The organism is Pseudomonas sp. CBS, from assembly GCF_024734645.1.
In the GTDB taxonomy this organism is placed as follows: domain Bacteria; phylum Pseudomonadota; class Gammaproteobacteria; order Pseudomonadales; family Pseudomonadaceae; genus Aquipseudomonas.
Window position 1 is genome coordinate 5721671 of record NZ_CP102929.1, and the last position, 25127, is coordinate 5746797.

The window sequence follows — 25127 nt, forward strand, 5'->3', positions numbered from 1 at the left end:
ACCGGGTGGACGATTACCAGCAGACGATACGCACCTTGTCCGATCGCATTGTGCTGGCGCAAACACCGATTCGCGTCCTCGACGCCGTGAAGTGGGACGAGAATATTCGCCAGGGATTTCTCAAAGCCAAGGGCAAGGAAATGCCGGCGGTGGACCGTGATTACTACCTGAATCGGCCACTGTCGTTCGATTCCAGCGCGGTGAAGCTGGAGTTCCAGAACATCGAGCGTGACATCACCCGCCAGCTGGGCCAGTTCAACCCGGTCGGGCAGATCATGCGGCGCATGTGCAAGGAATACCGCATGGTGGTGCGCATGCTCGAAGCCCGTGGCACCGAGGATTTCGGCCTGATTTCCCAGGAGCTGTATGGCGCGGCCTCCGATGCGTTCCATGCCGGTGACCCGACCCTGGCCGACCTCGGCCTGATGATGTCCGACTATCTGAATAACATCGATGGCCGCGGCGACCTCAAGGACGAAGCCAAGACCCTGACCGCCAAAGACGCCGTCGGCCTGCTGCAAAGCCGCCTGAACAAGGTATTCGGCGAGGCCGAGGAAACCATTCGGGTGTTCGAGTCTGACGGCATCGTGGCCGACGCAGCGGCAGGTGCCGACTACATCAAGATCCGCGCCGACGCGATGTTCAACGACCGCGACGTGCGTGCCCTGGAGGTCCATGAAGGCCTGGTGCATGTGGGCACCACCCTCAATGGCCAGAACCAGCCGATCTGCACCTTTCTGTCCAAGGGCCCGCCCTCGTCGACGGTGACCCAGGAAGGCCTGGCGATCCTGATGGAAATCATCACCTTCGCCTCCTACCCCAGCCGCCTGCGCAAGCTGACCAACCGTACCCGCGCCATTCATATGGTGGAGCAGGGTGCCGATTTCCTGCAGGTGTTCGAATTCTTCCGCGAGCAGGGCTTTGAAATGGCGGAAAGCTACGGCAACGCCAGCCGGGTTTTCCGTGGGTCGACGCCTACGGGTCTGCCGTTTACCAAGGATTTGTCCTACTTGAAGGGCTTTATCATGGTTTACAACTACATTCAGTTGGCCGTGCGCAAAGGCAAACTGGAGCAAGTGCCGCTGCTGTTCTGCGGCAAGACCACCCTGGAAGACATGCGCACCCTGCGCCAACTGGTGGATGAAGGCCTGGTGGTACCCCCCAAATACCTGCCGGATCAGTTCCGTGACATGAATGCGTTGGCGGCGTGGATGTGTTTCTCCAACTTCCTCAACCATTTGAGCCTGGACCGGATCGAGGCGGATTACTCCAATATCCTTTAACGATATCTCTGAAGGAACTCAGTCAAAAGGTGGGAGCGGGCTTGCTCGCGAATGCGGTGTATCAGCAACAGATGTGTTTACTGAACCACCGCATTCGCGAGCAAGCCCGCTCCCACCTTTGATCTCCATAGGTCTTAGGATCGTTTCAAACCCACTCACGAGGCTTCAACGGATGAGAATCCTCGGCATTCTTTGCCTGTTACTGACCCTGAACGGCTGCAGCTCCTTATTGTTCTATCCGGAGCGCGGCTTGCCGTTCACCCCGGAAAAGGCGCACCTGCAATACCGTGACGTCACATTAACCACCGCCGATGGCCTCAAGCTGCACGCCTGGTGGCTGCCGGCCAAGGCCGGTGTGCCGCTCAAGGGCACGGTGCTGCACCTGCACGGCAACGGCGGCAACCTCGCCTGGCACCTCGGTGGCAGTTGGTGGCTGCCGGAGCAGGGCTATCAAGTGTTGCTGGTGGACTATCGCGGTTACGGCCTGTCCGAAGGTGAAGCTTCGCTGCCGGCGGTTTACCAGGACATCGACGCCGCCTTCAACTGGATCGACAACGCCCCCGAAACTCAGGGCCAACCGTTGATCGTGCTGGGTCAAAGCCTGGGCGGTGCGCTGGTGGTGCACTATCTGGCGGCGCATCCCGAACGTCAGCCGCAACTCAAGGCACTGGTGCTGGACGGTGTGCCGGCCAGTTATCGTGACGTAGGACAATTCGCCCTCAGCACCTCCTGGCTAACATGGCCGTTCCAGGTACCGTTGTCGTGGCTGGTGCCGGATGCCGACAGTGCGATTAACGCCATGCCCCGGTTGACCGGGGTGCCGAAGTTGTTGTTCCACAGCCTCGATGATCCGATCGTGCCGCTGTCCAACGGCATCCGCCTGTATCAAGCTGCGCCGCCACCGAGGGTGCTGCAACTGACCCGGGGTGGTCACGTGCAGACCTTTGCCGACAAGACCTGGCAAACCGTGATGCTGCGCTACCTCGACGACCCACAGCACTTCAACGGGCTGCGCCGCCTGGGGGAAATCCCCAATTACCCGACGGCCCCGAATTCCAACGCAGAGAGCCCGCAATGAGCGAAGAACGCAACATGATCCCCCTGATCCTCACCGGCATCGGCACCATCATCGGCACCGTCGGCTGCCTGTGGTACTACGGTTATTTGCATTTCGCCAAGCCTGAGGATGCATTGCTGCTCAGCGACTTCACCATGCTCAAGACCGTGCCGGGCGAGGACTACAAGATCTCCCTGACCCCGGCTGCCCAAGTGGCGCAGTGCGTTGATGGCGTGCTGGTGCTATTTGATACCGAACAGAAAGGCTTGACCGGCGTACTGGTCAACAGCAAGAAACAGGCGGTGCGTTGCATGGGGCAGGAAACGCCACAATTGGAACAGTAGTACGAATGAAGTGGGAAAGATCTGGAACCGTTTTAAGTGGGTTACCACAGATTCTGCACTGGCCAGCGGCGCTGTTCAGTTATATCTGCTACTTATTTTGGAGTCAGTCATATGACAAGTCCCATCTCGAGCAACACACCTTCTTCCAGTATTGCGGGTGCGGGAGGAGATAATTCGCGCATTCAGCAATTGGAGCAACAAATTCAGAAACTGCAGGACCAAGTTTCCCAAGGGGGCGGTGGCGCGCAGGGGGCGGGGGGCGGCGAAGGCCTTGAGGCGTTGATCAAGAAACTGCTGCAAGAGCTGGCACAACTTAAAGGTCAGGGTGCTCAACAGCAGGGCGGAGACCAGGGCGGTGATAACAAGATAAACGCTGTGTCGGAAAACAACCCGGCGCAAGCAACCTTCTGATCCCCATGTTCTTGAAGCGCGCTAAGACCTCGTGATTCTTGGGGCTGCCAATAAAAGAATCCCGTCAATTGGCGGGATTCTTCATGCAGCTACAAACGGTCGGTCGGCGACGGCATGGGCAGCGTGCTGTTACGGACTAGTTCGTGACAGGACTCTCTGGAACCGTATTGCCTAAGAAACCACAGAAAGCGATGTAACTTGCACAGAGTGGGGCGAGAAGGTGGATATTCCTCTAATAACCAGAATGGCGGCCATCGTCTGGGCGCATAAAGAGCTGGACATGCGAGACGCTGAGGATCAAAAACTCAAGCGACTGATGGACAAGCTGCCGGCCGAGGATACAAACCGCCCGGTCCAATTCGACAAGACCAAAAAAAACCCACCGTGAGGTGGGTTTTCTTATCCAGCATCAATCGATCAGTTGGCCATCGAAGAACGTGGCTTGACCGGCTGGTTGTCGTTGGAGATGGTCACTTCAACGCGGCGGTTCATGGCACGGCCCGAAACGCTGCCGTTATCGGCAACCGGGTATTCCTTGCCATAACCCTGGGTCACGATGCGCGAGATATCCACGCCTTGCTGAGCCAGTGCGCGCTGTACGGAAGCGGCGCGGCGCTCGGACAGGCTCTGGTTGTAAGAGTCGGAACCGGTGCTGTCGGTGTAGCCTTCGACAATCACTTTACGGTCCGGGTTATCACGCAGGAACTGCGCCAGCTTGGTGATGTTCACCAGGCCGCTCGACTTCAGGTCCGACTTGTTGGTAGCGAACAGCACGTCACCAAAGGTCACCAGCGTACCGCGATCAGTCTGCTTGGCGTTCAAGCTGTCTTGCAGTTGCTTGATCTGCGCGTCACGGGCTTCCAGCAGGGCGCGGGCACGTTCGTCGCCGGCGTTTTTCAGCTTGGCTTCGGACTCACGCAGGACGATGGTGTCCTTGGCCACTTCAACGCGCTGGTTGGTCAGGTAGGCCAGTTGGTCGACCTTCTTCTGGTCTTCCTTGTCGCGGTAGGCCTTGTCAGCCTTGTCCAGCCACTCGCTGGCGTCTTTGGTTTCCAGCGCCGCTACTTTAGTAGCCTGCGGGTTGGCTTGCAGGGCCGAGAAGTTGGTCCGAGCGTTTTCCAGGTTCGCGTTCGGCGGGGTGGAGCACGCCGCCAGAGCAACGCTCATCGCCAGCAGGGCAGGGATCATCAATTGTTTACGCATAGTCGTGTCGTCCTTTCAATTCGGTTTCGGGTGCAAAGCAATCAGAGGTAACGGCTTATTGCTGCGGCTTGATAACAGCCGGACGCATGCCTTCCTGACGCAGCTCCTGAACAGCTTTCTGGGAATCCTTCACAGCCTGTTCGGCCTTGGCAGCCTGGGCTTTACGCTCTGCTACGCGAGCGTCCCACTCGGCTTGTTCGGCCAGGCGACGGGCCTCGTCGTAGTTCTTGTCGTGCATGGCGATTTCAGCTTGCTTCAGTTTGTCCTGGGCAGACTTCATCTCCACGGCTGCGAACTCGGTACCGCCGGCGCTGACAGCGCTGTTCACCGCAGATTGGGTAACAGCGTATTGCTCGGTCGGCGGGTTGCCGGCGCAGCCAGCCAGTACGAAGCTGGTGCCGATTGCCAGCGCGGCCAATTTAAGCCCGCGCAGGTGGTTAAACGAGGTTTTGGCAGTGCTGGTCTTCATCGTCTTCAACTCCATTAGGTAACTCCTGAAAAACATCAAATCCATCTCCGGCTTGCAGTGTCTGCGGGGCCCGGCGGTTAGCTCAGGACGCCTATTCAAACGGCTGTTCCAAGTGATGGCTTACTGGCTGTGACCGGAGGCTTTTTTGAATAGTTCAGCGAAGATGGCGATTTGCCTAAAAAAATATCTGACTGAACGGTCAGCGTTTAAAAGTTGGAACTTTTGCACTGCGCAGCGGTATCCAGGGCCTATGGGAGGCCCTGAATACGGGGGGTTAAGGGTTTTGAAGCGGAGGTTTACTAGTGTTTCTGCTTGTCGGACTGAGCTGACAGATCGTGCAGATAACGCCGTGACAGCGTGAGAAACCGTGGGGTTGGGCCGACGTCTTCGTACAGCGGATCGCCTTCCTCATCGGTGGCAATCACCTGCTTGCCCTTGATATAGGGAAAGCTCGCTTCCAGCTCTTCGAGGGCGGCACCGATCAACTCGCCGAGCAGTTCCTCGGTATGGCGTTTGGGGTACATCTCGGAGATCGCCGCCAGCCTGGCAGCGGCTTCCACGTCCAGATGGATGGCGTATTCGGTTTTGGTCAGGCGACCCTTGGCGTTTTCTTCCCAATGCTGGGCCAGTTCTCGGATTTTCATGGCAACCTCAATGGAGCCCACGGTACGCGGGCGATGATGAGTGACCAGCCGGCCAGCGCGGATAACGCTGCGGCTTACTGTTGAGACTAGCTGCAACTCACAAGGTTTAAAGTTCCTTGTAAGACGTCGCCGTGGGCGGCACTCTTGAGGATCAAAGCGTCCCGGATTTTCTGCTGGAGATTGGCTGATGAGCGATATCGATGCACGTTTGCGTGAGGATGTTCACCTGCTGGGTGAGCTGTTGGGCAACACGATTCGAGAGCAGTACGGCGATGAATTCCTCGACAAGATCGAGCAGATCCGCAAAGGCGCCAAGGCCGACCGCCGTGGCGCGGCCTCGGAGCAGGTGGCCGGCGAAGAGCTGAGTGCCAGCCTCAATCAACTGAAAGAAGATGAGCTGCTGCCGGTGGCGCGGGCCTTCAACCAGTTTCTCAACCTGGCCAACATCGCTGAGCAGTACCAGTTGATCCACCGTCGCGATGAATCAACGCCTGCGCCGTTTGAGTCGCGGGTGCTGCCGGAACTGCTGGCGCGCTTGCAGAGTGAAGGGCACAGCAGCGAATCCCTGGCGCGCCAGTTGGGCCGGCTGGAAATCGAGCTGGTGCTTACCGCTCACCCCACCGAAGTCGCCCGCCGCACCCTGATCCAGAAATACGACGCCATCGCCGCACAACTGGCCCTGCAGGATCACCGCGACCTCACCACCGCCGAGCGCGAGCAGATCCGCAATCGCCTGCAACGCCTGATCGCCGAAGCCTGGCACACCGAAGAAATCCGCCGCACCCGGCCCACGCCTGTGGACGAAGCCAAGTGGGGCTTTGCGGTGATCGAGCATTCGTTGTGGCACGCCATCCCGAATTATTTGCGCAAGGCTGATCATGCCTTGCATGCGGCTACCGGTTTGCGCCTGCCCCTGGAAGCCGCGCCGATTCGCTTCGCTTCCTGGATGGGCGGCGACCGCGACGGCAACCCCAACGTCACCGCCCCGGTCACCCGCGAAGTGTTGCTGCTCGCGCGCTGGATGGCCGCTGACCTGTACTTGCGCGATATCGATCACCTGGCGTCCGAGCTGTCGATGCAACAAGCCAGCCCGGCATTGCAGGCCAAGGTGGGTGACAGCGTCGAACCTTACCGGGCGTTGCTCAAGCAATTGCGTGAGCGGCTGCGCGCCACACGCCAATGGGCCCACACCTCGTTGACCAGCACCACGCCGGCGCCCGCCGATGTGCTGCAAAACAACCGCGACCTGCTCGAGCCTTTGCAACTGTGCTACGAGTCGCTGCATAGCTGCGGCATGGGCGTGATTGCCGACGGCCCGCTGTTGGATTGCCTGCGTCGGGCGGTGACATTTGGCCTGTTCCTGGTACGCCTCGACGTACGGCAGGACTCCACCCGCCACTGCGCGGCCATGACCGAAATCACCGATTACCTGGGCCTTGGCCGTTACGAGGATTGGGACGAGGAGGCGCGCATCAGTTTCCTGATGAAGGAACTGGCCAACCGTCGCCCCTTGTTGCCGGGTTACTTCAAACCCTCGGCGGACACCGCCGAAGTGCTGAACACCTGCAAGGAAATCGCCGCCGCACCTGCTGCGTCCCTGGGTTCCTACGTCATCTCCATGGCCGGCGCCGCGTCGGATGTGTTGGCTGTGCAGCTGCTGCTCAAGGAGTCCGGCGTACAACGACCGATGCGCGTGGTGCCGTTGTTCGAGACCCTGGCTGACCTGGACAACGCAGGCCCGGTGATCGAAAAACTGCTGCTGTTGCCGGGTTATCGCGCCCGTCTGCAAGGCCCGCAGGAAGTCATGATCGGCTACTCGGATTCGGCCAAGGACGCGGGCACTACCGCCGCCGCCTGGGCGCAATACCGGGCCCAGGAACAGTTGGTGGAAATCTGCCGCGAACAACAAGTCGAACTGCTGCTGTTCCACGGTCGCGGCGGCACCGTTGGCCGTGGCGGCGGCCCGGCTCACGCGGCGATTCTGTCGCAGCCACCGGGTTCGGTCGCGGGGCGTTTCCGCACTACCGAACAAGGCGAGATGATCCGCTTCAAGTTCGGCCTGCCGGACATCGCCGAGCAAAACCTCAACCTGTACCTGGCAGCGGTGCTGGAGGCGACCTTGCTGCCACCGCCACCACCGGAACCGGCGTGGCGCCACTTGATGGACGAATTGGCCGCCGACGGTGTCAGTGCTTACCGCGCCGTGGTGCGGGAAAATCCGCAATTTGTCGAGTATTTCCGCCAGTCCACGCCGGAGCAGGAGTTGGGCCGCTTGCCGTTGGGCAGTCGCCCGGCCAAGCGCCGGGCCGGCGGTATCGAAAGCCTGCGGGCGATCCCGTGGATCTTCGGCTGGACTCAGACACGCCTGATGCTGCCGGCCTGGCTCGGCTGGGAAGCGGCGTTGAGCAAGGCCCTGGAGCGCGGTGAAGGCGAGTTGCTGGGGCAGATGCGCGAGCAGTGGCCGTTCTTCCGTACGCGCATCGATATGCTGGAAATGGTGCTGGCCAAGGCCGACGCCGACATCGCCCGCCTGTATGACGAGCGTCTGGTGCAGCCCGATCTGCTGCCATTGGGGGCGCACTTACGCGACCTATTGTCGCAGGCGTGCAGCGTGGTGCTTGGCCTGACTGGCCAGTCTCAACTGCTGGCCCACAGCCCCGATACCCTGGAGTTCATCCGCCTGCGCAACACCTACCTGGACCCGTTGCACCTGCTGCAGGCCGAATTACTGGCCCGATCACGGCAACAGGAAGCGGCACAGGACAGCCCTCTGGAACAGGCGCTGCTGGTGTCTGTGGCCGGTATTGCCGCTGGTCTGCGCAACACCGGCTGACATTTATGGCGTGTTCTCAATAGCTTGCAGATACATCGCGCCGGTCGCCGTCAAAAAGGCGACCGGCGTTTTGCTGTCAGGGTTGTACCTGCCTATAAAGCCAGCGCGGCGCGGGTTTCTCCTACTTTCGGCGGCTTGTGTGGTTTGGGCCTGCTGTGTATCTTGATCAGCCTTTGGCCGTTTGTGCGGCCTGGACCCAAAATTTCCGAGATTGGCCCCATGCGGCGAATCCGAGCGTCATCTTTATAAAAAATTGAGGAGCACATCGATGCGCGTCATTCTGCTGGGAGCTCCCGGGGCCGGTAAAGGTACTCAGGCAAAGTTCATCACTGAAAAATTCGGCATTCCACAAATCTCCACCGGCGACATGCTGCGCGCGGCCGTCAAGGCTGGCACCGAGCTGGGCCTGATCGCCAAGAGCGTGATGGACAGCGGCGGCCTGGTCTCCGATGACTTGATCATCAACCTGGTCAAGGAACGCATCAGCCAGGACGACTGCAAGAACGGTTTCCTGTTCGACGGTTTTCCGCGCACCATTCCCCAGGCTGAAGCCTTGGTGAAGGCCGGCGTCGAGCTGGACAACGTGGTGGAAATCGCCGTTGAAGACGAAGAGATCGTGCAGCGTATTGCCGGTCGTCGTGTTCACGAAGCCTCGGGCCGCGTCTACCACATCGTCTACAACCCGCCGAAAGTGGCTGGCAAGGATGATGTCACCGGCGAAGAACTGGTGCAGCGTAAAGACGATACCGAAGACACCGTGCGCCATCGCCTGTCGGTCTACCATTCCCAGACCAAGCCGCTGGTGGACTTCTACCAGAAACTCTCGGCCGCCCAGGGCAAGCCGAAGTACAGCCACATCGAAGGTGTGGGTTCGGTTGAAGCCATCACTGGCAAGGTACTGGAAGCGCTGATCTGATCGTTCATCCGCTTGATTGACAACGGCCCGCTTGCGGGCCGTTGTTGTTTATACTGACGCACTTTTTTTCAACGTGGATGCATACACCGATGAGCACCTTGCTGGCCCTGGACACCGCGACTGAAGCTTGCTCCGTTGCCCTGCTGCACGATGGCAAGGTCACAAGCCACTACGAGGTGATCCCGCGCCTGCACGCGCAGAAGCTGTTGCCGATGATCAAGCAGCTGTTGCTGGACGCGGGCACCACCTTGTCGGCGGTGGACGCCATCGCATTCGGGCGTGGCCCGGGTGCGTTCACCGGTGTGCGCATCGCTATTGGTGTGGTCCAGGGCCTGGCGTTTGCGCTGGAGCGTCCGGTGTTGCCGGTGTCCAACCTGGCGGTGCTGGCGCAGCGGGCATTTCGCGAACACGGCGCCAACCAGGTCGCGGCGGCCATCGATGCGCGCATGGATGAAGTGTATTGGGGCTGCTACCGCGAAACCGCTGGCGAAATGCGCCTGGTGGGGGCTGAAGCTGTGCTGTCGCCGGAAACGGCGGCTTTGCCGGATGATGCCAGCGGCGACTGGTTCGGGGCCGGCACTGGCTGGGGCTATGGCGAGCGCATTGGCGTGACGCTTGCCGGCCAGGATGCCGCAATGTTGCCCCATGCCGAAGACCTGCTGGCCCTTGCACGCTTTGCCTGGGAGCGGGGCGAGGCGATTCCGGCGGACCAGGCAGCCCCTGTGTACCTGCGGGATAAAGTGGCGCAGACCAAGGCTGAACGCGGCATTATTTGACGTCAAAAATGCGGGCAAATTCAGGCAAAAATCGCCAATCGTCAGAATTTGCCCGCGTTTTTAAACCTTTTACCAATTATGTGTTCTAGTTATCACCAGAGCATTTGCGCGCCATGGAAAGCGCCACTAAAATGCCATCACCGATACCGAGTTCGCATGTATGCGCATAGACGGCTTTTCATCACAGTCCTACCCCCTCAAGCGTAAGCCTCGCAAGGCGAACGTGACGGTAGACGACTCCGTCGAAGACTCGCCCGACTTTGTTGAAATCCAGTCCGATACCTCCGTTGTTTCAACGCGCTCCCAAGCGTCCGGCGGTGCACGCACCAGCGGTGTTCCTGCCCGCCAGCAAGACATGGTCTTCCCGCGCTCCATGAGCAAAAACGTCGCCAATGCCCTGGCCAGCTACCTGACCACTGCCGGCTTTGTCGAATGGGATATGGAAGTGCTGGGCCTCGATATCCATATCTGATGCTGTTGCCTTATTACCTTGGTTGTCCGTCCTGGAGTGAAAACGCCTGGCGCGACTACCTGTATCCCGCCGACGCCCGTTCCAGCGATTACCTCGCCCTGTATTCCCACGTCTTCAACGCCGTTGAGGGCAACACCACGTTCTATGCCCGTCCTTCCGTCGCCACCGTGCAGCGCTGGGCTGAAATCATGCCCGAACATTTTCGCTTCACCGCCAAGTTTCCGGGTGACATCAGCCACAGCGGCAACCTGATTGAGCAGTTGCCGGCGGCGGAGAGTTTTCTTGGCTTGATGAGCCCGCTGGGCGAGCGAATTTCGCCATTGTGGCTGCAACTGCCGGCCAGTTTTACCCCGCAGCGCCTGGGCGAACTGGCGGGTTTTATTGACGGCGTGGAGCGACCGTTGGCGGTGGAAGTGCGTCACTTGGAGTTTTTCGCCAAGGGCGACGCCGAGCGCAGTCTCAACCGCTTGCTGCGCGACCGCGGTGTTGAGCGCATCTGCCTGGACCCGCGTGCGCTGTTCAGTTGCACGTCCACCTCGGCAGCCGTGCTGCATGCCCAATCGAAAAAGCCCAAGGTGCCGCCTCGCCCGGCGGCGCTGACGCAGTTTCCGCAAGTGCGCTTTATTGGCCATCCGGAGCTGGAAGCCAATGACCCGTTCCTGGTGCCCTGGATTGAAAAGGTCGCCGGCTGGATCGAAGAGGGTCGCACGCCCTATGTCTTTCTCCACACCTCTGACAATCGCCTGGCCGCCCAACTGGCTTTGCGCTTTCACGAAAAGCTGATGGTGCGTTTGCCCGGCTTGCCGGCCTTGCCGCAGATTCATCGAGAACCCGAAGCGGAGCAACTGGGGTTACTCTAAGGCTCCTTTTCCCGACAGGAGTCAGTCATGGATGCCCAAACCCTTCGCGCCGAAACCTTCAAGGCCCTGCATGAGCGTGACCGTGCCTTCGTGATGCCCAATCCGTGGGATGCCGGCTCCGCAAAAATGCTCGCCAGCCTGGGTTTCGAAGCCCTGGCCACCACCAGCGCCGGCTTCGCCTTCAGCCTCGGCCGCCCGGATGCCGAAGGGGCGCTGTCCCTGGAGGACACCTTGGGCAACGCCGGGATGATCGTCCAGGCCACCTCGCTGCCCGTCGCCGCCGACCTGGAAAACGGGTTCAGCGATACGCCCCAAGGCTGCGCCGAGACCATCCTGCGCGCCGCAGCGACTGGCATTGTCGGTGGCTCCATCGAAGACGCCACCGGGATTGCCGTCGACCCGATCTATCCCTTTGACTTGTCTGTCGAGCGCGTCGAAGCCGCGGTCGCCGCTGCCCGCAGCTTGCCATTTCCCTTCACCCTGACCGCCCGCGCGGAAAACCTCCTGCATGGCCGGCTGGACTTGCCCGACACGATCCGCCGCCTCCAGGCCTACGCCGAAGCCGGTGCCGATGTGCTGTATGCGCCGGCCCTGCGCAGTGCCGAGGAAGTGTTGGCCGTGGTGAAGGCGGTCGCGCCAAAACCGGTGAATATCTTGATGTCGGGCGCCCTGAAACTCAGCGTGGCGCAGTTGAGCGAGCTGGGTGTCAAACGCATCAGCGTCGGCTCGGCCATGGCCCTGGCGGCTTATGGGGAGTTCTTCAGGGCGGCCCGGGAGGTTCATGAACTGGGGACGTTTACCTTTACCGAACGCTCGATGCCGTTCAGCCAGGCCAATCAACTGTTCAAGGGTTGAGGGACCGTGCGTTTCTTCAACGTGCTGGGAGTGTTGCTCGTGTTGGCGGGCGGTCTGTTTGTCGGCGTGTGGCGAGGCTGGGTGCCGCTGCCCGATGACTGGAACCCGTGGGCACCGCTGGACGTACGCGCAAGCCCGAACCTGTTGACCCGGTTCAAGCTTGGGCGCCTGCAGGATGACCCTGCGCTGTGTGACCAGGTGCTGAAAACCTCCGGGCTGCGGATCACCCATCAGGCAGACAGCCCTGCCGATGCCGCCTGCCCGCTGCGCAATACCTTGCGGGTTCAAGGCGCTGATGTCGGCTTGAGCAGCAGCTTTCTCGCCAGTTGTCCGCTGGCCGTGGCGTTCGCCCTGTTCGAGCGCCACAGCCTGCAACCGGCGGCCCAGGCGGTGTTTGGCCAGGCGGTGACACGGGTCGATCATCTCGGCAGCTTTGCCTGTCGCAACATCTACAACCGGGCCGATGGGCGCCTCAGCCAGCACGCGTCGGCCAACGCCCTGGACATTGCCGGGTTTCGCCTGGCGGACGGGCGCACCATCAGCGTGCTCAAGGATTGGCCGGGTGACGGCGAAAGTGCGCGTTTCCTGCGGCAGGCACGCGACGGCGCCTGCAAGGATTTCAACGTGGTGTTGAGCCCGGATTACAACGCCGCCCACCGAAACCACTTTCATCTCGACATGGGGCGTTGGTGGGTGTGTCGCTGAGCGTCAGGCTGCCAGGCGCAGGTTGTGGATAATCAGCGGGCGAGCCCAGCGGCTGTCGAAGTCCAGGGCTTTCTGTTGCTCAACCAGCTCTTCTGCCGGGAATGGCGGCGGTGGCGGTGGCAGCAGGTCCAGTTCGAATTCGGCAATCGGCAAATGCAGTGGGCGTGGCTGAGGCGCCGGGCCAGGCACGGGCAGCGGTTGGCCGGCGGTCAGCACGATAGGGCGCACCCAACCGCTTTCGAAGTTCTGCTGCTTTTGCTGGGCGAGCACTTCTTCCGCCGGGTACGGAGGCGGGGCCGGTGGCAGCAACTCCAATTCGAATTCGGCGATCGGCAGGAACAGCGGCTCGGGCGGGGCGATCTCGGTGTCTTTCACGTCACACGCGCGTTGGGTGACGATCTGCGACAGCAGGTCACTGCCTTCACTGGGTTCAACCGATGGATCTACCGGGATTGCCACGGACTTGGCGAGCGCGCCGGGCGTGTCGCCGAGCTGTTCGGCCAATGCCTGGGCGAAGAAGTCCTGCCACACATGACTGACCCCGGCCAGCGCTTGGGTATTGCGCAGGCCGAAGTGGTTGTGGGTCGGCAGTACACCGGTAAATAGCGAAGGAATGTCTGACATTTCTCTCGATCGTCGCTCAGCTCTGGCAAAATGCCTGATCCTTTTTTTTATCGGCCGCTTTTCGCCGATCCTTAATATTTTTGAGCGTAGTCACCGATGAGCGAACAACCAGCGGCCAGCCGCATTCGGGTCGAGGCCTTGGCCGAAGGTTTTCAGGCCCGCGCCCAGCACTGGGCCGAGCAGCTTGGGTTGCCTTTGCAGCTGGATGAGGCGGACTTTGCCTTGCAGGTGGGGGAGCAGGGGCTGCAGTTGCAACAACTGGGGCCTGACGCGCCTGGGCCGGTGCGGGTGGATTTTGTGGAGGGTGGTGCGGCGCACCGGCGTTTGTACGGTGGTGGCAGCGGGCAGATGATTGCCAAGGCGGTGGGCGTGGCGCAGGGCGTGCGGCCGCGGGTGTTGGACGCTACGGCGGGGTTGGGTAAGGATGCTTTCGTACTGGCCAGTTTGGGGTGCGAGATGAGTCTGGTTGAGCGTCAGCCGTTGATTGGGGCGTTGCTGGAGGATGGTCTGGCGCGCGGGGCCGAGGATTTTGAGGTGGCGCCGATTGTGGCGCGGATGAGGTTGCTCAAGGGTAATTCGATTGAGGTGATGCGCAGTTGGGAGGGGGAGCCGCCTCAGGTGATTTATCTGGATCCGATGTTTCCTCATCGGGAGAAGACTGCGTTGGTGAAGAAGGAGATGCGGTTGTTTCGGCCCTTGGTGGGGGATGATCCGGATGCGCCGGCGTTGTTGGCGGCGGCGTTGGCTTTGGCCAGCCATCGGGTGGTGGTTAAGCGGCCGCGTAAGGCGCCTTGCATTGAGGGGGTGAAGCCGAGTCATGCGTTGGATGGGAAGTCCAGTCGGTATGATATTTATCCGAAGAAGGCGTTGAAGTCCTGAGGGTTGAGTACATATCCGTTGCTGCGGTAACGGCCACTTATGGTTCCGCTCTTACAGCGGGTCACTTTTGGCAAACGCCCCAAAAGTAACCAAAAGGTCTTTGCCCCACCACTCGGTGCCTCGCCTAGGCTCGGCATGCCCGCACTCCGGCCCGGTTCCGCGGGCCGCCGCGACGGGCCATCCATGGCCCGGCGCGGCTAAATCGGCATCCCTGCCGATTTACCCGCTCCACCGTGCCTACTTGCGGCCATCGTGGTTGACGGGGCCCGCAGATCAAGATCAAAAGCAGATCAAGATCAAAGGCACGCAGCCTCGCTGGCGCTCGACAGCTGCTACGGTCGGGGTGGCTCTGCTTTTCTGTGGGAGCGGGCTTGCTCGCGAAAAACCTGAGAGCGCCGCGTTCATTCAGAATGCCCGCGTCATCGTTAACGACCTTCGCGAGCAAGCCCGCTCCCACATTTTTTGGACCGTGCCCGCTTTAGATTTTGATTTTGGCTTTTGCTCTTCAACACTCAAGCCGGCCGGTAGGCCGCTGTGCTCTTGCTTTTGATTTTGATCTTGATCTTAGGCGCCCCGTTAAACCACGCTGGCCGAACGCAGGCTTTGGAGCGTGGGTAACCCGGCAGGACGCCGGGTTAGCCGCGCTGGGCCAAGGATGGCCCATCGCGGCGGCCCACGGTCCAAAGCCGGAGTGAGGGCACACCGAGCCTAGGCGAGGTGCCGAGTGGTGGGGCAAGAGCGTTTTGCTTACTTTTGCGCTCTTCAAAAGTGAGCCGCTGTAAGAGCGGAACCCTAAGTGGCCGTTACCTAAATAACGGATATGTACTCAGTTCAAAAAGCCCGATAAGCCCGCATAAACAACCCCACAACCTCCTGCACATGCTCCTCGGCCGCCTCAGCGCTCAGTTGCCCCCCACACCCATACAACAAACAAAAATTCGCCGTCCCCTTGAGCAAACAGAAAAAATGCTCCGCCGCGGTGAACGGCTTGGCAATACGCAATGCGCCACTCTGGTCGATCTTACAAAGCAGCCGCTCCATCCCCTGCAACATACGCATCGGCCCAGCTTCGAAAAAGATCTGCGACAACTTCGGATCCTGACTCCCGGAAGTCATCATCAACCGATGCAAATTCACCGACTCCTCGCTGTTGATCAGCACATGAAACCCGCGCGCGATATTAAGCAGTACCTTCTCCACCGGCATACCTTCGGGCAGCTCGAAATACATCACCGGTAACTGCTCTTCGCACTTGGCGACCACCGCCGCCGAGAACAGCGTCTCCTTGTCGGTGAAATGGCTGTACACCGTCAGCTTCGACACCCCGGCCTCCACCGCCACCGCATCCATGCTGGTACTGGCATACCCATTACTCAAAAACAGGATTTTCGCCGCATCGAGGATCGCCTGGCGTTTTGCCATGTCCTTGGGACGCCCGGGGCTATTGGTGTTTACAGGATTGTCGGACATTTTCACTTTATTACTGGACTGGTGAGTTTGGTATTAATAACATACTGGCCAGTATAATTATTCCTAGCACCATTAGCGAAAGGTCCTTCAGCATGCGCAGCTATTTCCTGCCACTCGCGTTGCCTGCCAGCTTGTTACTCCTGTTGGCTGCCTGTGGCCATGAAGAAGCCGCGCAAACCACCGTCCGCCCGGCCATGGTGGTTCAGCCAGAGCCTTCGGCGCAGGCTTCCGACAGCTACCCGGGCGAGGTGCGCGCCCGTTATGAACCCGACCTGGCCTTTCGCATCGGCGGCAAAGTCAGCCGACGACTGGTGGAGGAGGGCGAGCGGGTCAAGGCCAACCAGCCCCTGGCAGAGCTCGATCCCCAGGACGTACGTCTGCAACTCGAAGCCACCCGCGCCCAGGTTGCCGCCGCCGAGGCCAACCTGAGCCTGGTGCGCGCCGAGCGTGACCGCTACAAGACCCTGATGGACCGTCAGATGGTCAGCCGTTCCCAGTACGACAATTCCGAAAATCTCTACCGCTCCGGTGAAGCCCGTCTCAAGCAGATCAAGGCCGAATTCGACGTGGCTAATAACCAGGCGGGTTACGCCGTGCTACGGGCGCCCCAGGATGGCGTGGTCGCCAAGCGTGCGGTGGAAGTCGGCCAGGTGGTGTCTGCCGGCCAGACCGTATTCACCCTCGCCACCGATGGCGAACGTGAGGTGCTGATCAGCCTGCCGGAGCAAAGCTTCGGGCGCTTCAAGATTGGCCAGCCGGTGTCCGTGGAGTTATGGAGCCAGCCCGACCAGCGCTTCAACGGTCGTATCCGCGAACTGTCGCCCGCCGCCGACCCAAAGTCGCGAACCTTCGCTGCCCGTGTCGCGTTTACCGGCGGCAAGGTGCCTGCTGAACTGGGCCAGAGCGCTCGCGTATTCATACAGGCCGACGGCGTGATTCCTTTGGCAGTGCCACTGTCTGCCCTCAGCGCGGAGAACGGGGCGTCCTACGTCTGGGTGGTACAGCCCGACAACACCCTCAAGCGCACACCGGTGCGCATCGGTGCCTTTGGCGAGAAGACCGTGCCGGTGCTGGAAGGCTTGAACCCCACTGATTGGGTGATCGCCGCCGGCGTGCATGTACTCCATGAGGGCCAGCAAGTGCGCCCGGTGGATCGCGCCAACCGAGTGGTAAGTCTGGCGGCCAAGGAGTAGTCCCCGATGGGTTTCAATCTTTCCGAATGGGCGTTGCGTAATCGCCAGATCGTACTGTTCCTGATGATCCTGCTGGCAGTGGTCGGCACCTTGTCCTACACCAAGCTGGGACAAAGCGAAGACCCGCCGTTTACCTTCAAGGCCATGGTGATCAAGACCAATTGGCCGGGGGCGACCGCCCAGGAAGTCTCGCGTCAGGTCACCGAGCGTATTGAAAAGAAACTGATGGAGACCGGCGACTACGAGCGCATCGTTTCCTTCTCGCGCCCCGGTGAATCCCAGGTCACCTTCATGGCCCGGGACTCGATGCATTCCGCGCAGATCCCGGACCTCTGGTACCAGGTGCGCAAGAAGATCAGCGATATTCGCCAGACCTTGCCGCCGGATATCCAGGGCCCGTTTTTCAACGATGAATTCGGCACCACTTTCGGCAATATCTACGCCCTGACCGGCGACGGCTTCGACTATGCCGTGCTCAAGGACTACGCCGACCGCATCCAGATTCAGCTGCAACGGGTGCCGGATGTCGGCAAGGTCGAACTGCTGGGTTTGCAGGACGAGAAGATCTGGATCGAGCTGTCCAACCTCAAGCTCGCCACCCTCGGCTTGCCGCTGGCTGCCGTTCAACAGGCGCTGCAAGAGCAGAACGCAGTGTCGACCGCCGGCTTCTTTGAAACCTCGAGCGAGCGTGTGCAGCTAAGGGTTTCCGGCAACTTCAAGACCGTTAAAGAGATTCGCGACTTCCCGATCCGCGTCGGTGATCGCACGTTCCGCATCGGCGACGTGGCCGAGATTCATCGCGGCTTCAACGACCCACCGGCACCGCGCATGCGTTACATGGGCGCCGATGCCATCGGCCTGGCCGTGGCCATGCGCGACGGTGGCGACATCCTGGTACTGGGCAAGGCCCTGGAAAGCGAATTCGCACGCCTGCAGAAGAACCTTCCTGCGGGCATGGAACTGCGCAAGGTGTCGGACCAGCCGGCAGCGGTAAAAACCAGTGTCGGCGAATTCGTCCAGGTACTGGCGGAGGCCCTGGCGATTGTGTTGTTGGTGAGCTTCTTCTCCCTGGGTGTGCGCACCGGCATGGTGGTCGCCCTGGCGATTCCGCTGGTGTTGGCCATGACCTTTGCCACCATGTATTACCTTGGCATCGGCCTGCACAAAATCTCCCTCGGCGCACTGGTGCTAGCGCTGGGCTTGCTGGTGGACGACGCAATCATCGCCGTGGAAATGATGGCGATCAAAATGGAACAGGGGTACGACCGGCTCAAGGCTGCGAGTTTCGCCTGGACCAGCACCGCCTTCCCGATGCTGACGGGCACGCTGATTACAGCGGCGGGTTTCCTGCCGATTGCCACGGCGCAATCGAGCACCGGTGAATACACCCGTTCGATCTTTCAGGTGGTGACCATCGCACTGCTGGCCTCGTGGGTCGCAGCGGTGGTGTTCGTGCCGTACCTGGGGGAAAAACTCCTGCCGGACCTGGCGAAGATTCATGCGGCCAAGCATGGCACCGACGGGCCGGATCCCTACGGCACGCCGTTCTATCAGCGCGTAAGGCGCCTGGTGGAATGGTGCGTGCGTCGCCGCAAGACGGTGATCGTCCTGACCTTGCTGTTGTTTATCGGTTCGGTGGCGCTGTTTCGCTTTGTGCCTCAACAGTTCTTCCCGGCTTCCGGGCGACTGGAACTGATGGTCGACCTGAAACTGGCGGAAGGTGCGTCCTTGAGCAACACGGCGGACCAGGTCAAACGCCTTGAAGCGTTGCTCAAGGAACATGCGGGTATTGAAAATTACGTGGCGTATGTAGGGACGGGCTCGCCACGTTTCTACCTGCCGCTGGACCAGCAACTGCCGGCCGCCAGCTTCGCCCAGTTTGTGGTATTGGCCAAAACCATCGAGGAGCGCGAAAGCCTGCGCACCTGGCTGATCGAGACCCTCAACGAACAATTCCCGGACCTGCGCTCGCGGGTCACGCGCCTTGAAAACGGCCCCCCCGTTGGCTACCCCGTGCAGTTCCGGGTGACGGGCGAGCACATCGAAGAAGTTCGGGCCCTGGCGCGGAAAGTGGCGGCCAAGGTTCGCGAAAATACCCACGTGGTCAACGTGCATCTGGACTGGGAGGAACCGAGCAAGATCGTCTACCTCAACGTCGACCAGGACCGCGCCCGCGCCCTCGGGGTGAGCACTGCCAACCTGTCGAAATTCCTCCAGAGTTCCCTCACCGGTTCCAGCGTCAGCCAGTACCGCGAAGACAACGAGTTGATCGAAATCCTGCTGCGCGGCACTGTTCATGAACGTACTGAACTGTCGCTGCTGCCAAGCCTCGCGGTGCCGACCGACAACGGCAAGAGCGTTGCGCTGTCGCAGATCGCGACCCTGGAGTACGGCTTTGAAGAAGGCATCATCTGGCACCGCAACCGTCTGCCAACGGTGACCATCCGCGCGGATATCTACGGCAAGGAACAACCGGCGACCCTGGTCCAGCAGATCCTGCCGACGCTGGAAGGCGTGCGCGCTGAACTGCCGGATGGATACCTGTTGGAAGTCGGCGGCACGGTCGAGGATTCCGCCCGTGGGCAGAACTCGGTCAAGGCCGGTGTGCCGCTGTTTATCGTGGTGGTGTTGACCTTGCTGATGCTGCAACTGCGCAGCTTCTCGCGCACGGCGATGGTGTTTCTCACCGCTCCGTTGGGCTTGATCGGGGTGACACTGTTCCTGCTGGTGTTCCGCCAACCCTTTGGGTTCGTGGCGATGCTGGGGACCATCGCGTTGTCGGGGATGATCATGCGCAACTCGGTGATCCTGGTGGACCAGATCGAACAGGACATCAAGGCGGGCCTGGCACCCTGGCAGGCAATTATCGAGGCGACGGTACGACGCTTCCGGCCGATTGTGCTGACCGCGCTGGCGGCCGTACTGGCGATGATCCCGCTGTCCCGCAGTGTGTTCTTCGGGCCGATGGCCGTGGCGATCATGGGCGGTTTGATTGTGGCGACGGCGTTGACGCTGTTGTTCCTGCCGGCCTTGTACGCGGCTTGGTTCAGGATCAAGAAGGACGTGGCGTAAGGCGGGCAGCCTTCATATTCCAAGGCAGGGCACGGAACGTTTTCGGACGTTCCTTCCACTTAGGGACTACCTGATTGCAGGTATTTTGATCTGCCGGTTCTGGCGGTCGCTGGAGCTGGTAAGTGAAGACGTCTAAATGGATTGAAGGATTGCCCTATGTGTATTTGTTCCATCATACGAATGATTGCCCGCCCTCCTAAACCGCCACAGCCCGAGTGCTCGAAGCCAAAGCCGTGCGAGACAAGGCCGCCAGAGCCCGCATGCCCGCCGAAACCCTGTTCAACGAGTTCTGACTACCACACAGGAAAAATCAACTTCGGGCTGGTTGCGATGGGGTCGTTATCCCTCGTTCGCAGCGCATAGCAACAGAGAAAGGGATCGCCCCGGGCAGAGGGGCGATCCTGTTGGCTCACAAGCTGCCAAACACCTTCTTTGCCAAGCTGGTAGCCGCGGCTGCCGGGTTCTTGCGAATGGTCTCTTCCTGCTGCGCAATCATCTTGAACAGCCCGTCCAGCGCCTGTTCGGTCACGTAGCTTTCGACGTTGGCACTCTTGGCATCAATCGCGCCAAAGGTCGCCGCCTTGCCCGCCAGGGCGTTGTACTGCTGGGCAACGCCAACCTTGTCGGTGGCCGCCTTGACGATCGGCAGGAACTTGGCCCGAATCTCGTCACGGCTGCTTTTGTTCAGGTACTGGGTGGCCGAGTCCTGGCCGCCGGTGAGGATGCCCTTGGCGTCGGTCACGCTCATGTTTTTCACCGCATTTACCAGGATCGGCTGAGCCTGGGTCACGGCAGACTCAGCCGCCTTGTTCATGCTGGCTTCCAGTTGGTTGACCTGGTCACCCATGCCGAACATTTTCAGTTTGTCGGCGACTTTGCCCAACTTGCCCGGCAGGCCGATCTTCACTTCGGGGTTGTTGCTGAAACCGCCGGGCACGCCCAGTTGTTTCACGGCAATCTGCGCGCCTTGGGTCAGTGCATCCTTGAGGCCGCCGGCGGCGTCGCCCTGGGACAGGCTGCCGAGGGACAAGGCCATGGCGTTGGCACCGAGCAGCAGGCCGGCGCACAGGGCCGTTAGGCGAAGGGAGTTACGGAGCATGGACGCTTCCTTATGTTCGAATTTTTAATCAGTGTGCAACCGCATCCACGCGTACGCGCAGCGGTTGTGGATCCTGGCCATTCAACTGCACAGAGTGCCGTTCGGTGGTGATAAACAGTAGCTTGCCATCCAGTTCGATGCGAGCGCTGACCGAGTAACTGTGGCCGGGCTTGACCTGGGCCGGGTCATAGCTCAGATGGAAGGGCAGCGGCACCTGGCCTTTCACCGGGCCTTTCTGCTCGGCCAGGGTCACGGCCGGGGCGTCCATCAAGGACACGTCTTGCAGGGTCACACTCAAGGTGGCGGCGGGCGGCAGGGCGATGCGTTGCAGGTAGAACACTTCGCCGTCGAGGCTGGCTTTGGGGGCGGGGCTCATGGTCTGGCAGGCTCCCAGCAGGGCGGTGAGGCCCAGGAGGATGATTTTTTTCATGGTACAGCTCCTTGTCAGCGGCGCCAGAAACACCCTGGCGCCTCGGTCACTCTAGTGTGTTTCTTCGGGTGCGACGGGCTTGTCTGCCGCGTCTTCGCTGCGATGCAGGGCCACCTGGCGAATTGACAGGCGAATATCTGCCGGCAATACGCGCTTGGCCGCGCCCTCGGCCAGCTCGCCCAGCAGCGGGTGATAGCTCAGCTTGCCGGCCTCGTCGCGGCGCAGCACATCCTGCTCCAACAACGTCTGGATGAAATGTCGGAAAAGGCTCTTGTCGAAGAACTCCGGGGCATTCAGGCCATGGAGGATCGACAGGCGCTGGGCCATGACCGTGCACAGGTCTTCCAGCTCTTCGGCACTGATGCTGTTCTGGCCGCTGTTGAGCAGCAGCGAGATGGCCATGTAGAAACGTTGCAGGGTCTGGGCGATGCTCTTGGACAGCAGCGTCAGCAGTACAAAGTGCCGCGAACTCGGGGCCGGGCGCAGGTACACCTCGTTCTCGAAGCGCAGCAGGCCTTGTTCGACGAAGGCTTCCAGCCACTGATCGACCACCGCGTCCAGCTCGTCCAGGGTCCAGCGGATAAACAACTCCGATTGCAGGTACGGGTAGAGCGCGCGGGTATAGCGCAGGATTTGTTCGCGGCTCATGCGCGAGCTGCTCTGGAAGAAACTCGCCAGCAGCGCCGGCAGGGCGAAAATGTGCAGCACGTTGTTGCGGTAGTAGGTCATCAGGACGGCATTTTGCTCGTCCAGATAAAGGATTTTGCCCAGGGCATCGCTCTGCTCCGACAGCAGTTTCATGTCCTTTACATGGTTGATCAGCGCCAGGCCATCCCCCTCGGGCAAGGTGGTGTGGGGCGAGTAGGGCACCTTGCGCAGCAGCGCCAGGTACAGATCCAGCTGGCGCGCCATGGCTTGTTCGTCCAGGGCCAGGCGGGTGGTGGACAGTAGCGCCAATGCCACCAGGTTCACCGGGTTGATCGCCGCCGCTTCGTTCAGGTGTTGCGCCACCCGTTCGCCGAGGCGGTTGGTGGTTTCATTGAGCCAGGCCGGCTTGTAGTTCGGACCCAGTTCCTGGGCGCGCCAGTCGGGCTGCTCGCTGTCGAGGAATTCCGCCAGCTTGATCGGTTCGCCGAAGTTCACCGCGACCTGGCCAAAGCGCTGCTTGAGGGCGCCGACCACTTTGAAAATATCGAAAATCGACTCTTTCTTCTTGCTCGCGCCGCGCAGCTCGCCGAGGTAAGTCCGGCCTTCCAGCACTCGCTCATAGCCGATGTACACCGGCACAAACACGATGGGCATGCGCGAGGAGCGCAGGAAACTGCGTAGGGTGATTGCCAGCATCCCGGTCTTCGGTTGCAGCATGCGCCCGGTGCGCGAACGTCCGCCTTCGACGAAGTACTCCACCGGGAAACCCTTGGTGAACAAGGTGTGCAGGTATTCGTTGAACACCGAGGTGTACAGCGGGTTGCCCTTGAAAGTGCGGCGCATGAAAAACGCCCCGCCACGGCGCAACAGGCTGCCGATCACCGGCATGTTCAGGTTGATCCCGGCGGCGATGTGCGGCGGTGTCAGGCCATTCTTGAACAGCAGGTACGACAGCAAGAGGTAATCGATATGGCTGCGATGGCACGGCACATAGATCACCTCGTAGCCCTGAGCGACCTTTTGCACGCCCTCGATGTTGTTGACCTTGATGCCGTCGTAGATCTTGTTCCAGAACCAGCTCAGCACCACTTCCAGGAAGCGGATGGCGGTGTAGGTGTAGTCCGAGGCGATTTCGTTGCCGTAGCGCAGGGCCTGGGCCTTGGCTTTTTCGGGGGTGATTTTCTCGCGTTCCGCCTCGTCGAGGATCGCCTGGCGCACCAGTGGCATGTTGACCAAGCCCTTCACCAGGTTGCGCCGGTGGGACAGGTCGGGGCCGATCACGGCGGTTTTCAAGTTGCGAAAGTGCACCCGCAGGATGCGTTGGGCCATGCGCACGGTGCGTTCGTGGCCTTTATTGTGCTCGATCAATTCACGCAGGTTGATGGGCGCGGAGAATTGCACCCGGGTCTTGCGACCCAGGATCAGGATGCTCAGCAGCCGGCGCAGGCGGCCAGTGACGGCCCAGCTGTCGGCGAACAGCAGTTTCCACGGGCTGGACTCACTGTCGGGCGACTGGCCCCAGAACACGCTGACTGGAATGATCTGTGCATTCTCTTCGGCGTGTTCGGTGAGTACGTCCACCAGGCGGGTGAGGGTGGGCGGTGCGCCACGCTTGTCCTGGCGGCCGAGCCAGTCGGGGTCGGGCGTCAGGTAGAAGAAGGCCGCCGGTTCCATCAACGGGCCGACCGATACCGGCAGCACCGGGCGCGGCAGGCCGGCCTTGGTACATTCGGTATCAACCACCGCCAACTCGGTGAGGGACGGGGATTGCAGGACGTAAAACACCGGACGACTGCGGTCGAGGTTCAGGGTAAGGGACGACTGGTTGATCGTCTCTGAGCGAACCCAGAGGTACAACAGCCGGCGCAAGGTGCCAAATACCAGACGGCGAAAGGGAGAGCGGGTCATACGGCTTCTGCTTTGAGTGGAAAAAACCGAGCGGTTGCTCGGTGCGCTAGTGTGCAGTATTAGCCGAAAATCGGCAAAAAAGCGGCGAAGTAATCTTGAGTTGAAGCTTTTTGAGCCTGTCTTATACTCGGCAGTTCAACTGCGACGACTCAACAATAAACGTACTTATAAAAAGCATGTGGGAGCAAAACAGATGGCAACGCGCGAAACCGGCAATGTGAAGTGGTTCAATGACGCCAAGGGTTACGGCTTTATACAGCGGGAAGATGGCAAGGATGTGTTTGTGCACTACCGCGCCATTCGCGGTGAAGGGCACCGTTCGTTGTCTGAAGGCCAGCAGGTGGAGTACGCCGTGGTGACGGGCGAGAAGGGCTTGCAGGCTGAGGATGTGGTGGGCCTGTAACCTTGGCGTGATCGTTCCCACGCTCTGCGTGGGAATGCTTCTTTGGACGCTCCGCGTCTGCTTTTAATCGTGACGCGGAGCGTCACAGGCTGCATTCCCACGCAGAGCGTGGGAACGATCCCTCAGGTTGTTTTCCAGGTGATCTGCTCTTCACCGTCTTCGCTGATACGAATCCAGGTATCCGCGCTTTCTTCACCTTCTTCCTCAACCCAGCTGCCCGGCGCGCAACGCACTTCGACGTTCAGCGCGGCAAAGGCCGCACGGGCGCAGGCGATGTCGTCTTCCCACGGGGTCTGGTCGCTTTCCAGGTACAGGCTGTTCCATTTGCCTACGGCTTTCGGCAGCCAGGTGACCGGTACGCTGCCGGCTTTGCACTTGTAGGTCTGGCCGCGCTGGACCCAGTCGGTGCACGGGCCCAGGGCAGCGCCCAGCCAGGCGGCGATGGCCTTGTGGTCGACGTCGGCGTCCTTGAGGTAAATCTCGATATCTGGTTGGCGCATGGATGTTCCTCATTGCGGGATTTTGAAAATCCATTCGCGGATTCAGCGCAGGCCCCGAGAGGCCCGCAAATAA

At 60.6% G+C, this 25127-nt stretch carries 25 protein-coding genes; 16 read left to right on the top strand and 9 right to left on the bottom strand.

The features are described 5' to 3' along the window. Positions 1 to 5 precede the first annotated feature (5 nt). The 5 genes from NVB75_RS26050 (at position 6) to NVB75_RS26070 (ending at position 3483) form a co-directional block, all read left to right on the top strand. Complete coding sequence (locus NVB75_RS26050) at positions 6 to 1283, top strand: flavohemoglobin expression-modulating QEGLA motif protein (protein ID WP_076017484.1); 1278 nt, start codon at positions 6 to 8, stop codon at positions 1281 to 1283. A 172-nt stretch (positions 1284 to 1455) separates the two neighbouring features. Further along, positions 1456 to 2361, top strand: a complete 906-nt coding sequence (locus tag NVB75_RS26055; protein ID WP_258343963.1) for an alpha/beta hydrolase — start codon at positions 1456 to 1458, stop codon at positions 2359 to 2361. Further along, a complete protein-coding gene (locus tag NVB75_RS26060; protein WP_003219233.1) occupies positions 2358 to 2684 on the top strand; it encodes a hypothetical protein in 327 nt (108 codons plus the stop codon). Before NVB75_RS26055 ends, NVB75_RS26060 begins: the two co-directional genes overlap by 4 nt. A 111-nt stretch (positions 2685 to 2795) precedes the next feature. Next, positions 2796 to 3095 (top strand): hypothetical protein, encoded by a 300-nt coding sequence (locus tag NVB75_RS26065; RefSeq protein WP_258343964.1) that lies wholly within the window; start codon positions 2796 to 2798, stop codon positions 3093 to 3095. 220 nt (positions 3096 to 3315) lie between these two features. Further along, positions 3316 to 3483, top strand: coding sequence for a hypothetical protein (locus NVB75_RS26070; protein ID WP_167664205.1), 168 nt, complete (start codon positions 3316 to 3318; stop codon positions 3481 to 3483). A gap of 29 nt (positions 3484 to 3512) precedes the next feature. Here NVB75_RS26070 and NVB75_RS26075 read toward each other — a convergent pair whose 3' ends face one another. From NVB75_RS26075 to NVB75_RS26085, 3 genes are all read right to left on the bottom strand, one after another. Then, positions 3513 to 4298, bottom strand: a complete 786-nt coding sequence (locus NVB75_RS26075; protein WP_258343965.1) for an OmpA family protein — start codon at positions 4296 to 4298, stop codon at positions 3513 to 3515. A gap of 55 nt (positions 4299 to 4353) precedes the next feature. After that, positions 4354 to 4782 (bottom strand): DUF4398 domain-containing protein, encoded by a 429-nt coding sequence (locus NVB75_RS26080; RefSeq protein ID WP_010176788.1) that lies wholly within the window; start codon positions 4780 to 4782, stop codon positions 4354 to 4356. Positions 4783 to 5066: 284 nt separating this feature from the next. After that, the gene (locus NVB75_RS26085) at positions 5067 to 5411 is read right to left on the bottom strand and encodes a hypothetical protein (RefSeq protein ID WP_010176787.1); all 345 of its coding nucleotides are present in this window, start codon (positions 5409 to 5411) and stop codon (positions 5067 to 5069) included. 187 nt (positions 5412 to 5598) lie between these two features. Between NVB75_RS26085 and ppc the strand changes: the two genes are divergently transcribed. The 7 genes from ppc to NVB75_RS26120 all read left to right on the top strand — a co-directional run bounded on the left by ppc (position 5599) and on the right by NVB75_RS26120 (position 12828). Beyond that, positions 5599 to 8244, top strand: coding sequence for a phosphoenolpyruvate carboxylase (ppc, locus tag NVB75_RS26090; protein ID WP_258343967.1), 2646 nt, complete (start codon positions 5599 to 5601; stop codon positions 8242 to 8244). A 268-nt stretch (positions 8245 to 8512) separates the two neighbouring features. Next, the gene (gene adk, locus NVB75_RS26095) at positions 8513 to 9160 is read left to right on the top strand and encodes an adenylate kinase (RefSeq protein WP_258343968.1); all 648 of its coding nucleotides are present in this window, start codon (positions 8513 to 8515) and stop codon (positions 9158 to 9160) included. A gap of 89 nt (positions 9161 to 9249) precedes the next feature. Beyond that, on the top strand, positions 9250 to 9936 hold the full coding sequence (gene tsaB, locus NVB75_RS26100) for a tRNA (adenosine(37)-N6)-threonylcarbamoyltransferase complex dimerization subunit type 1 TsaB (RefSeq protein WP_258343970.1): 687 nt from the start codon (positions 9250 to 9252) through the stop codon (positions 9934 to 9936). Positions 9937 to 10096: 160 nt separating this feature from the next. Beyond that, positions 10097 to 10408 (top strand): hypothetical protein, encoded by a 312-nt coding sequence (locus tag NVB75_RS26105; RefSeq protein WP_258343972.1) that lies wholly within the window; start codon positions 10097 to 10099, stop codon positions 10406 to 10408. Further along, the gene (locus NVB75_RS26110) at positions 10408 to 11268 is read left to right on the top strand and encodes a DUF72 domain-containing protein (protein WP_258343974.1); all 861 of its coding nucleotides are present in this window, start codon (positions 10408 to 10410) and stop codon (positions 11266 to 11268) included. The genes NVB75_RS26105 and NVB75_RS26110 overlap by 1 nt, the downstream gene beginning before the upstream one ends. 27 nt (positions 11269 to 11295) lie before the next feature. Beyond that, entirely contained in the window at positions 11296 to 12123 is an 828-nt protein-coding gene (locus tag NVB75_RS26115; RefSeq protein ID WP_258343975.1) for an oxaloacetate decarboxylase, read from the top strand. A gap of 6 nt (positions 12124 to 12129) precedes the next feature. After that, on the top strand, positions 12130 to 12828 hold the full coding sequence (locus NVB75_RS26120) for an extensin family protein (protein ID WP_258343977.1): 699 nt from the start codon (positions 12130 to 12132) through the stop codon (positions 12826 to 12828). A gap of 3 nt (positions 12829 to 12831) precedes the next feature. On the opposite strand, the gene NVB75_RS26125 is transcribed toward NVB75_RS26120, so the two are convergent. Next, positions 12832 to 13452 carry an energy transducer TonB gene (locus tag NVB75_RS26125; RefSeq protein ID WP_258343979.1) on the bottom strand — a complete coding sequence of 207 codons (621 nt, stop codon included), beginning with the start codon at positions 13450 to 13452 and terminating at the stop codon, positions 12832 to 12834. A 96-nt stretch (positions 13453 to 13548) separates the two neighbouring features. On the opposite strand from NVB75_RS26125, the gene NVB75_RS26130 reads away from it, so the two are divergent. Next, a complete protein-coding gene (locus tag NVB75_RS26130) occupies positions 13549 to 14331 on the top strand; it encodes a class I SAM-dependent methyltransferase (RefSeq protein WP_258343980.1) in 783 nt (260 codons plus the stop codon). Positions 14332 to 15162: 831 nt separating this feature from the next. Here NVB75_RS26130 and NVB75_RS26135 read toward each other — a convergent pair. Further along, a complete protein-coding gene (locus tag NVB75_RS26135; protein WP_093201173.1) occupies positions 15163 to 15801 on the bottom strand; it encodes a TetR/AcrR family transcriptional regulator in 639 nt (212 codons plus the stop codon). 92 nt (positions 15802 to 15893) lie between these two features. On the opposite strand from NVB75_RS26135, the gene NVB75_RS26140 reads away from it, so the two are divergent. Together NVB75_RS26140 and NVB75_RS26145 are read left to right on the top strand one after the other, a co-directional pair. Then, positions 15894 to 16994, top strand: coding sequence for an efflux RND transporter periplasmic adaptor subunit (locus NVB75_RS26140; protein WP_258343981.1), 1101 nt, complete (start codon positions 15894 to 15896; stop codon positions 16992 to 16994). 6 nt (positions 16995 to 17000) lie between these two features. Beyond that, complete coding sequence (locus NVB75_RS26145; RefSeq protein ID WP_258343982.1) at positions 17001 to 20066, top strand: efflux RND transporter permease subunit; 3066 nt, start codon at positions 17001 to 17003, stop codon at positions 20064 to 20066. Between the two features lie 409 nt (positions 20067 to 20475). Here NVB75_RS26145 and NVB75_RS26150 read toward each other — a convergent pair whose 3' ends face one another. From NVB75_RS26150 to plsB, 3 genes are read right to left on the bottom strand one after another with little or no spacing between them, the layout of a single operon-like run. Further along, the gene (locus tag NVB75_RS26150; protein WP_093201165.1) at positions 20476 to 21165 is read right to left on the bottom strand and encodes a DUF4197 domain-containing protein; all 690 of its coding nucleotides are present in this window, start codon (positions 21163 to 21165) and stop codon (positions 20476 to 20478) included. A 28-nt stretch (positions 21166 to 21193) separates the two neighbouring features. Beyond that, positions 21194 to 21595 carry a YbaY family lipoprotein gene (locus tag NVB75_RS26155; RefSeq protein ID WP_017479432.1) on the bottom strand — a complete coding sequence of 134 codons (402 nt, stop codon included), beginning with the start codon at positions 21593 to 21595 and terminating at the stop codon, positions 21194 to 21196. Between the two features lie 51 nt (positions 21596 to 21646). Continuing rightward, entirely contained in the window at positions 21647 to 24151 is a 2505-nt protein-coding gene (gene plsB / locus NVB75_RS26160; protein ID WP_258343983.1) for a glycerol-3-phosphate 1-O-acyltransferase PlsB, read from the bottom strand. A 193-nt stretch (positions 24152 to 24344) separates the two neighbouring features. Here plsB and NVB75_RS26165 point away from each other — a divergent pair, with 193 nt between their 5' ends. Next, on the top strand, positions 24345 to 24554 hold the full coding sequence (locus tag NVB75_RS26165; RefSeq protein WP_017479430.1) for a cold-shock protein: 210 nt from the start codon (positions 24345 to 24347) through the stop codon (positions 24552 to 24554). A 122-nt stretch (positions 24555 to 24676) separates the two neighbouring features. Here NVB75_RS26165 and NVB75_RS26170 read toward each other — a convergent pair whose 3' ends face one another. After that, complete coding sequence (locus NVB75_RS26170) at positions 24677 to 25054, bottom strand: hypothetical protein (protein WP_258343984.1); 378 nt, start codon at positions 25052 to 25054, stop codon at positions 24677 to 24679. Between the last annotated feature and the right edge of the window lie 73 nt (positions 25055 to 25127).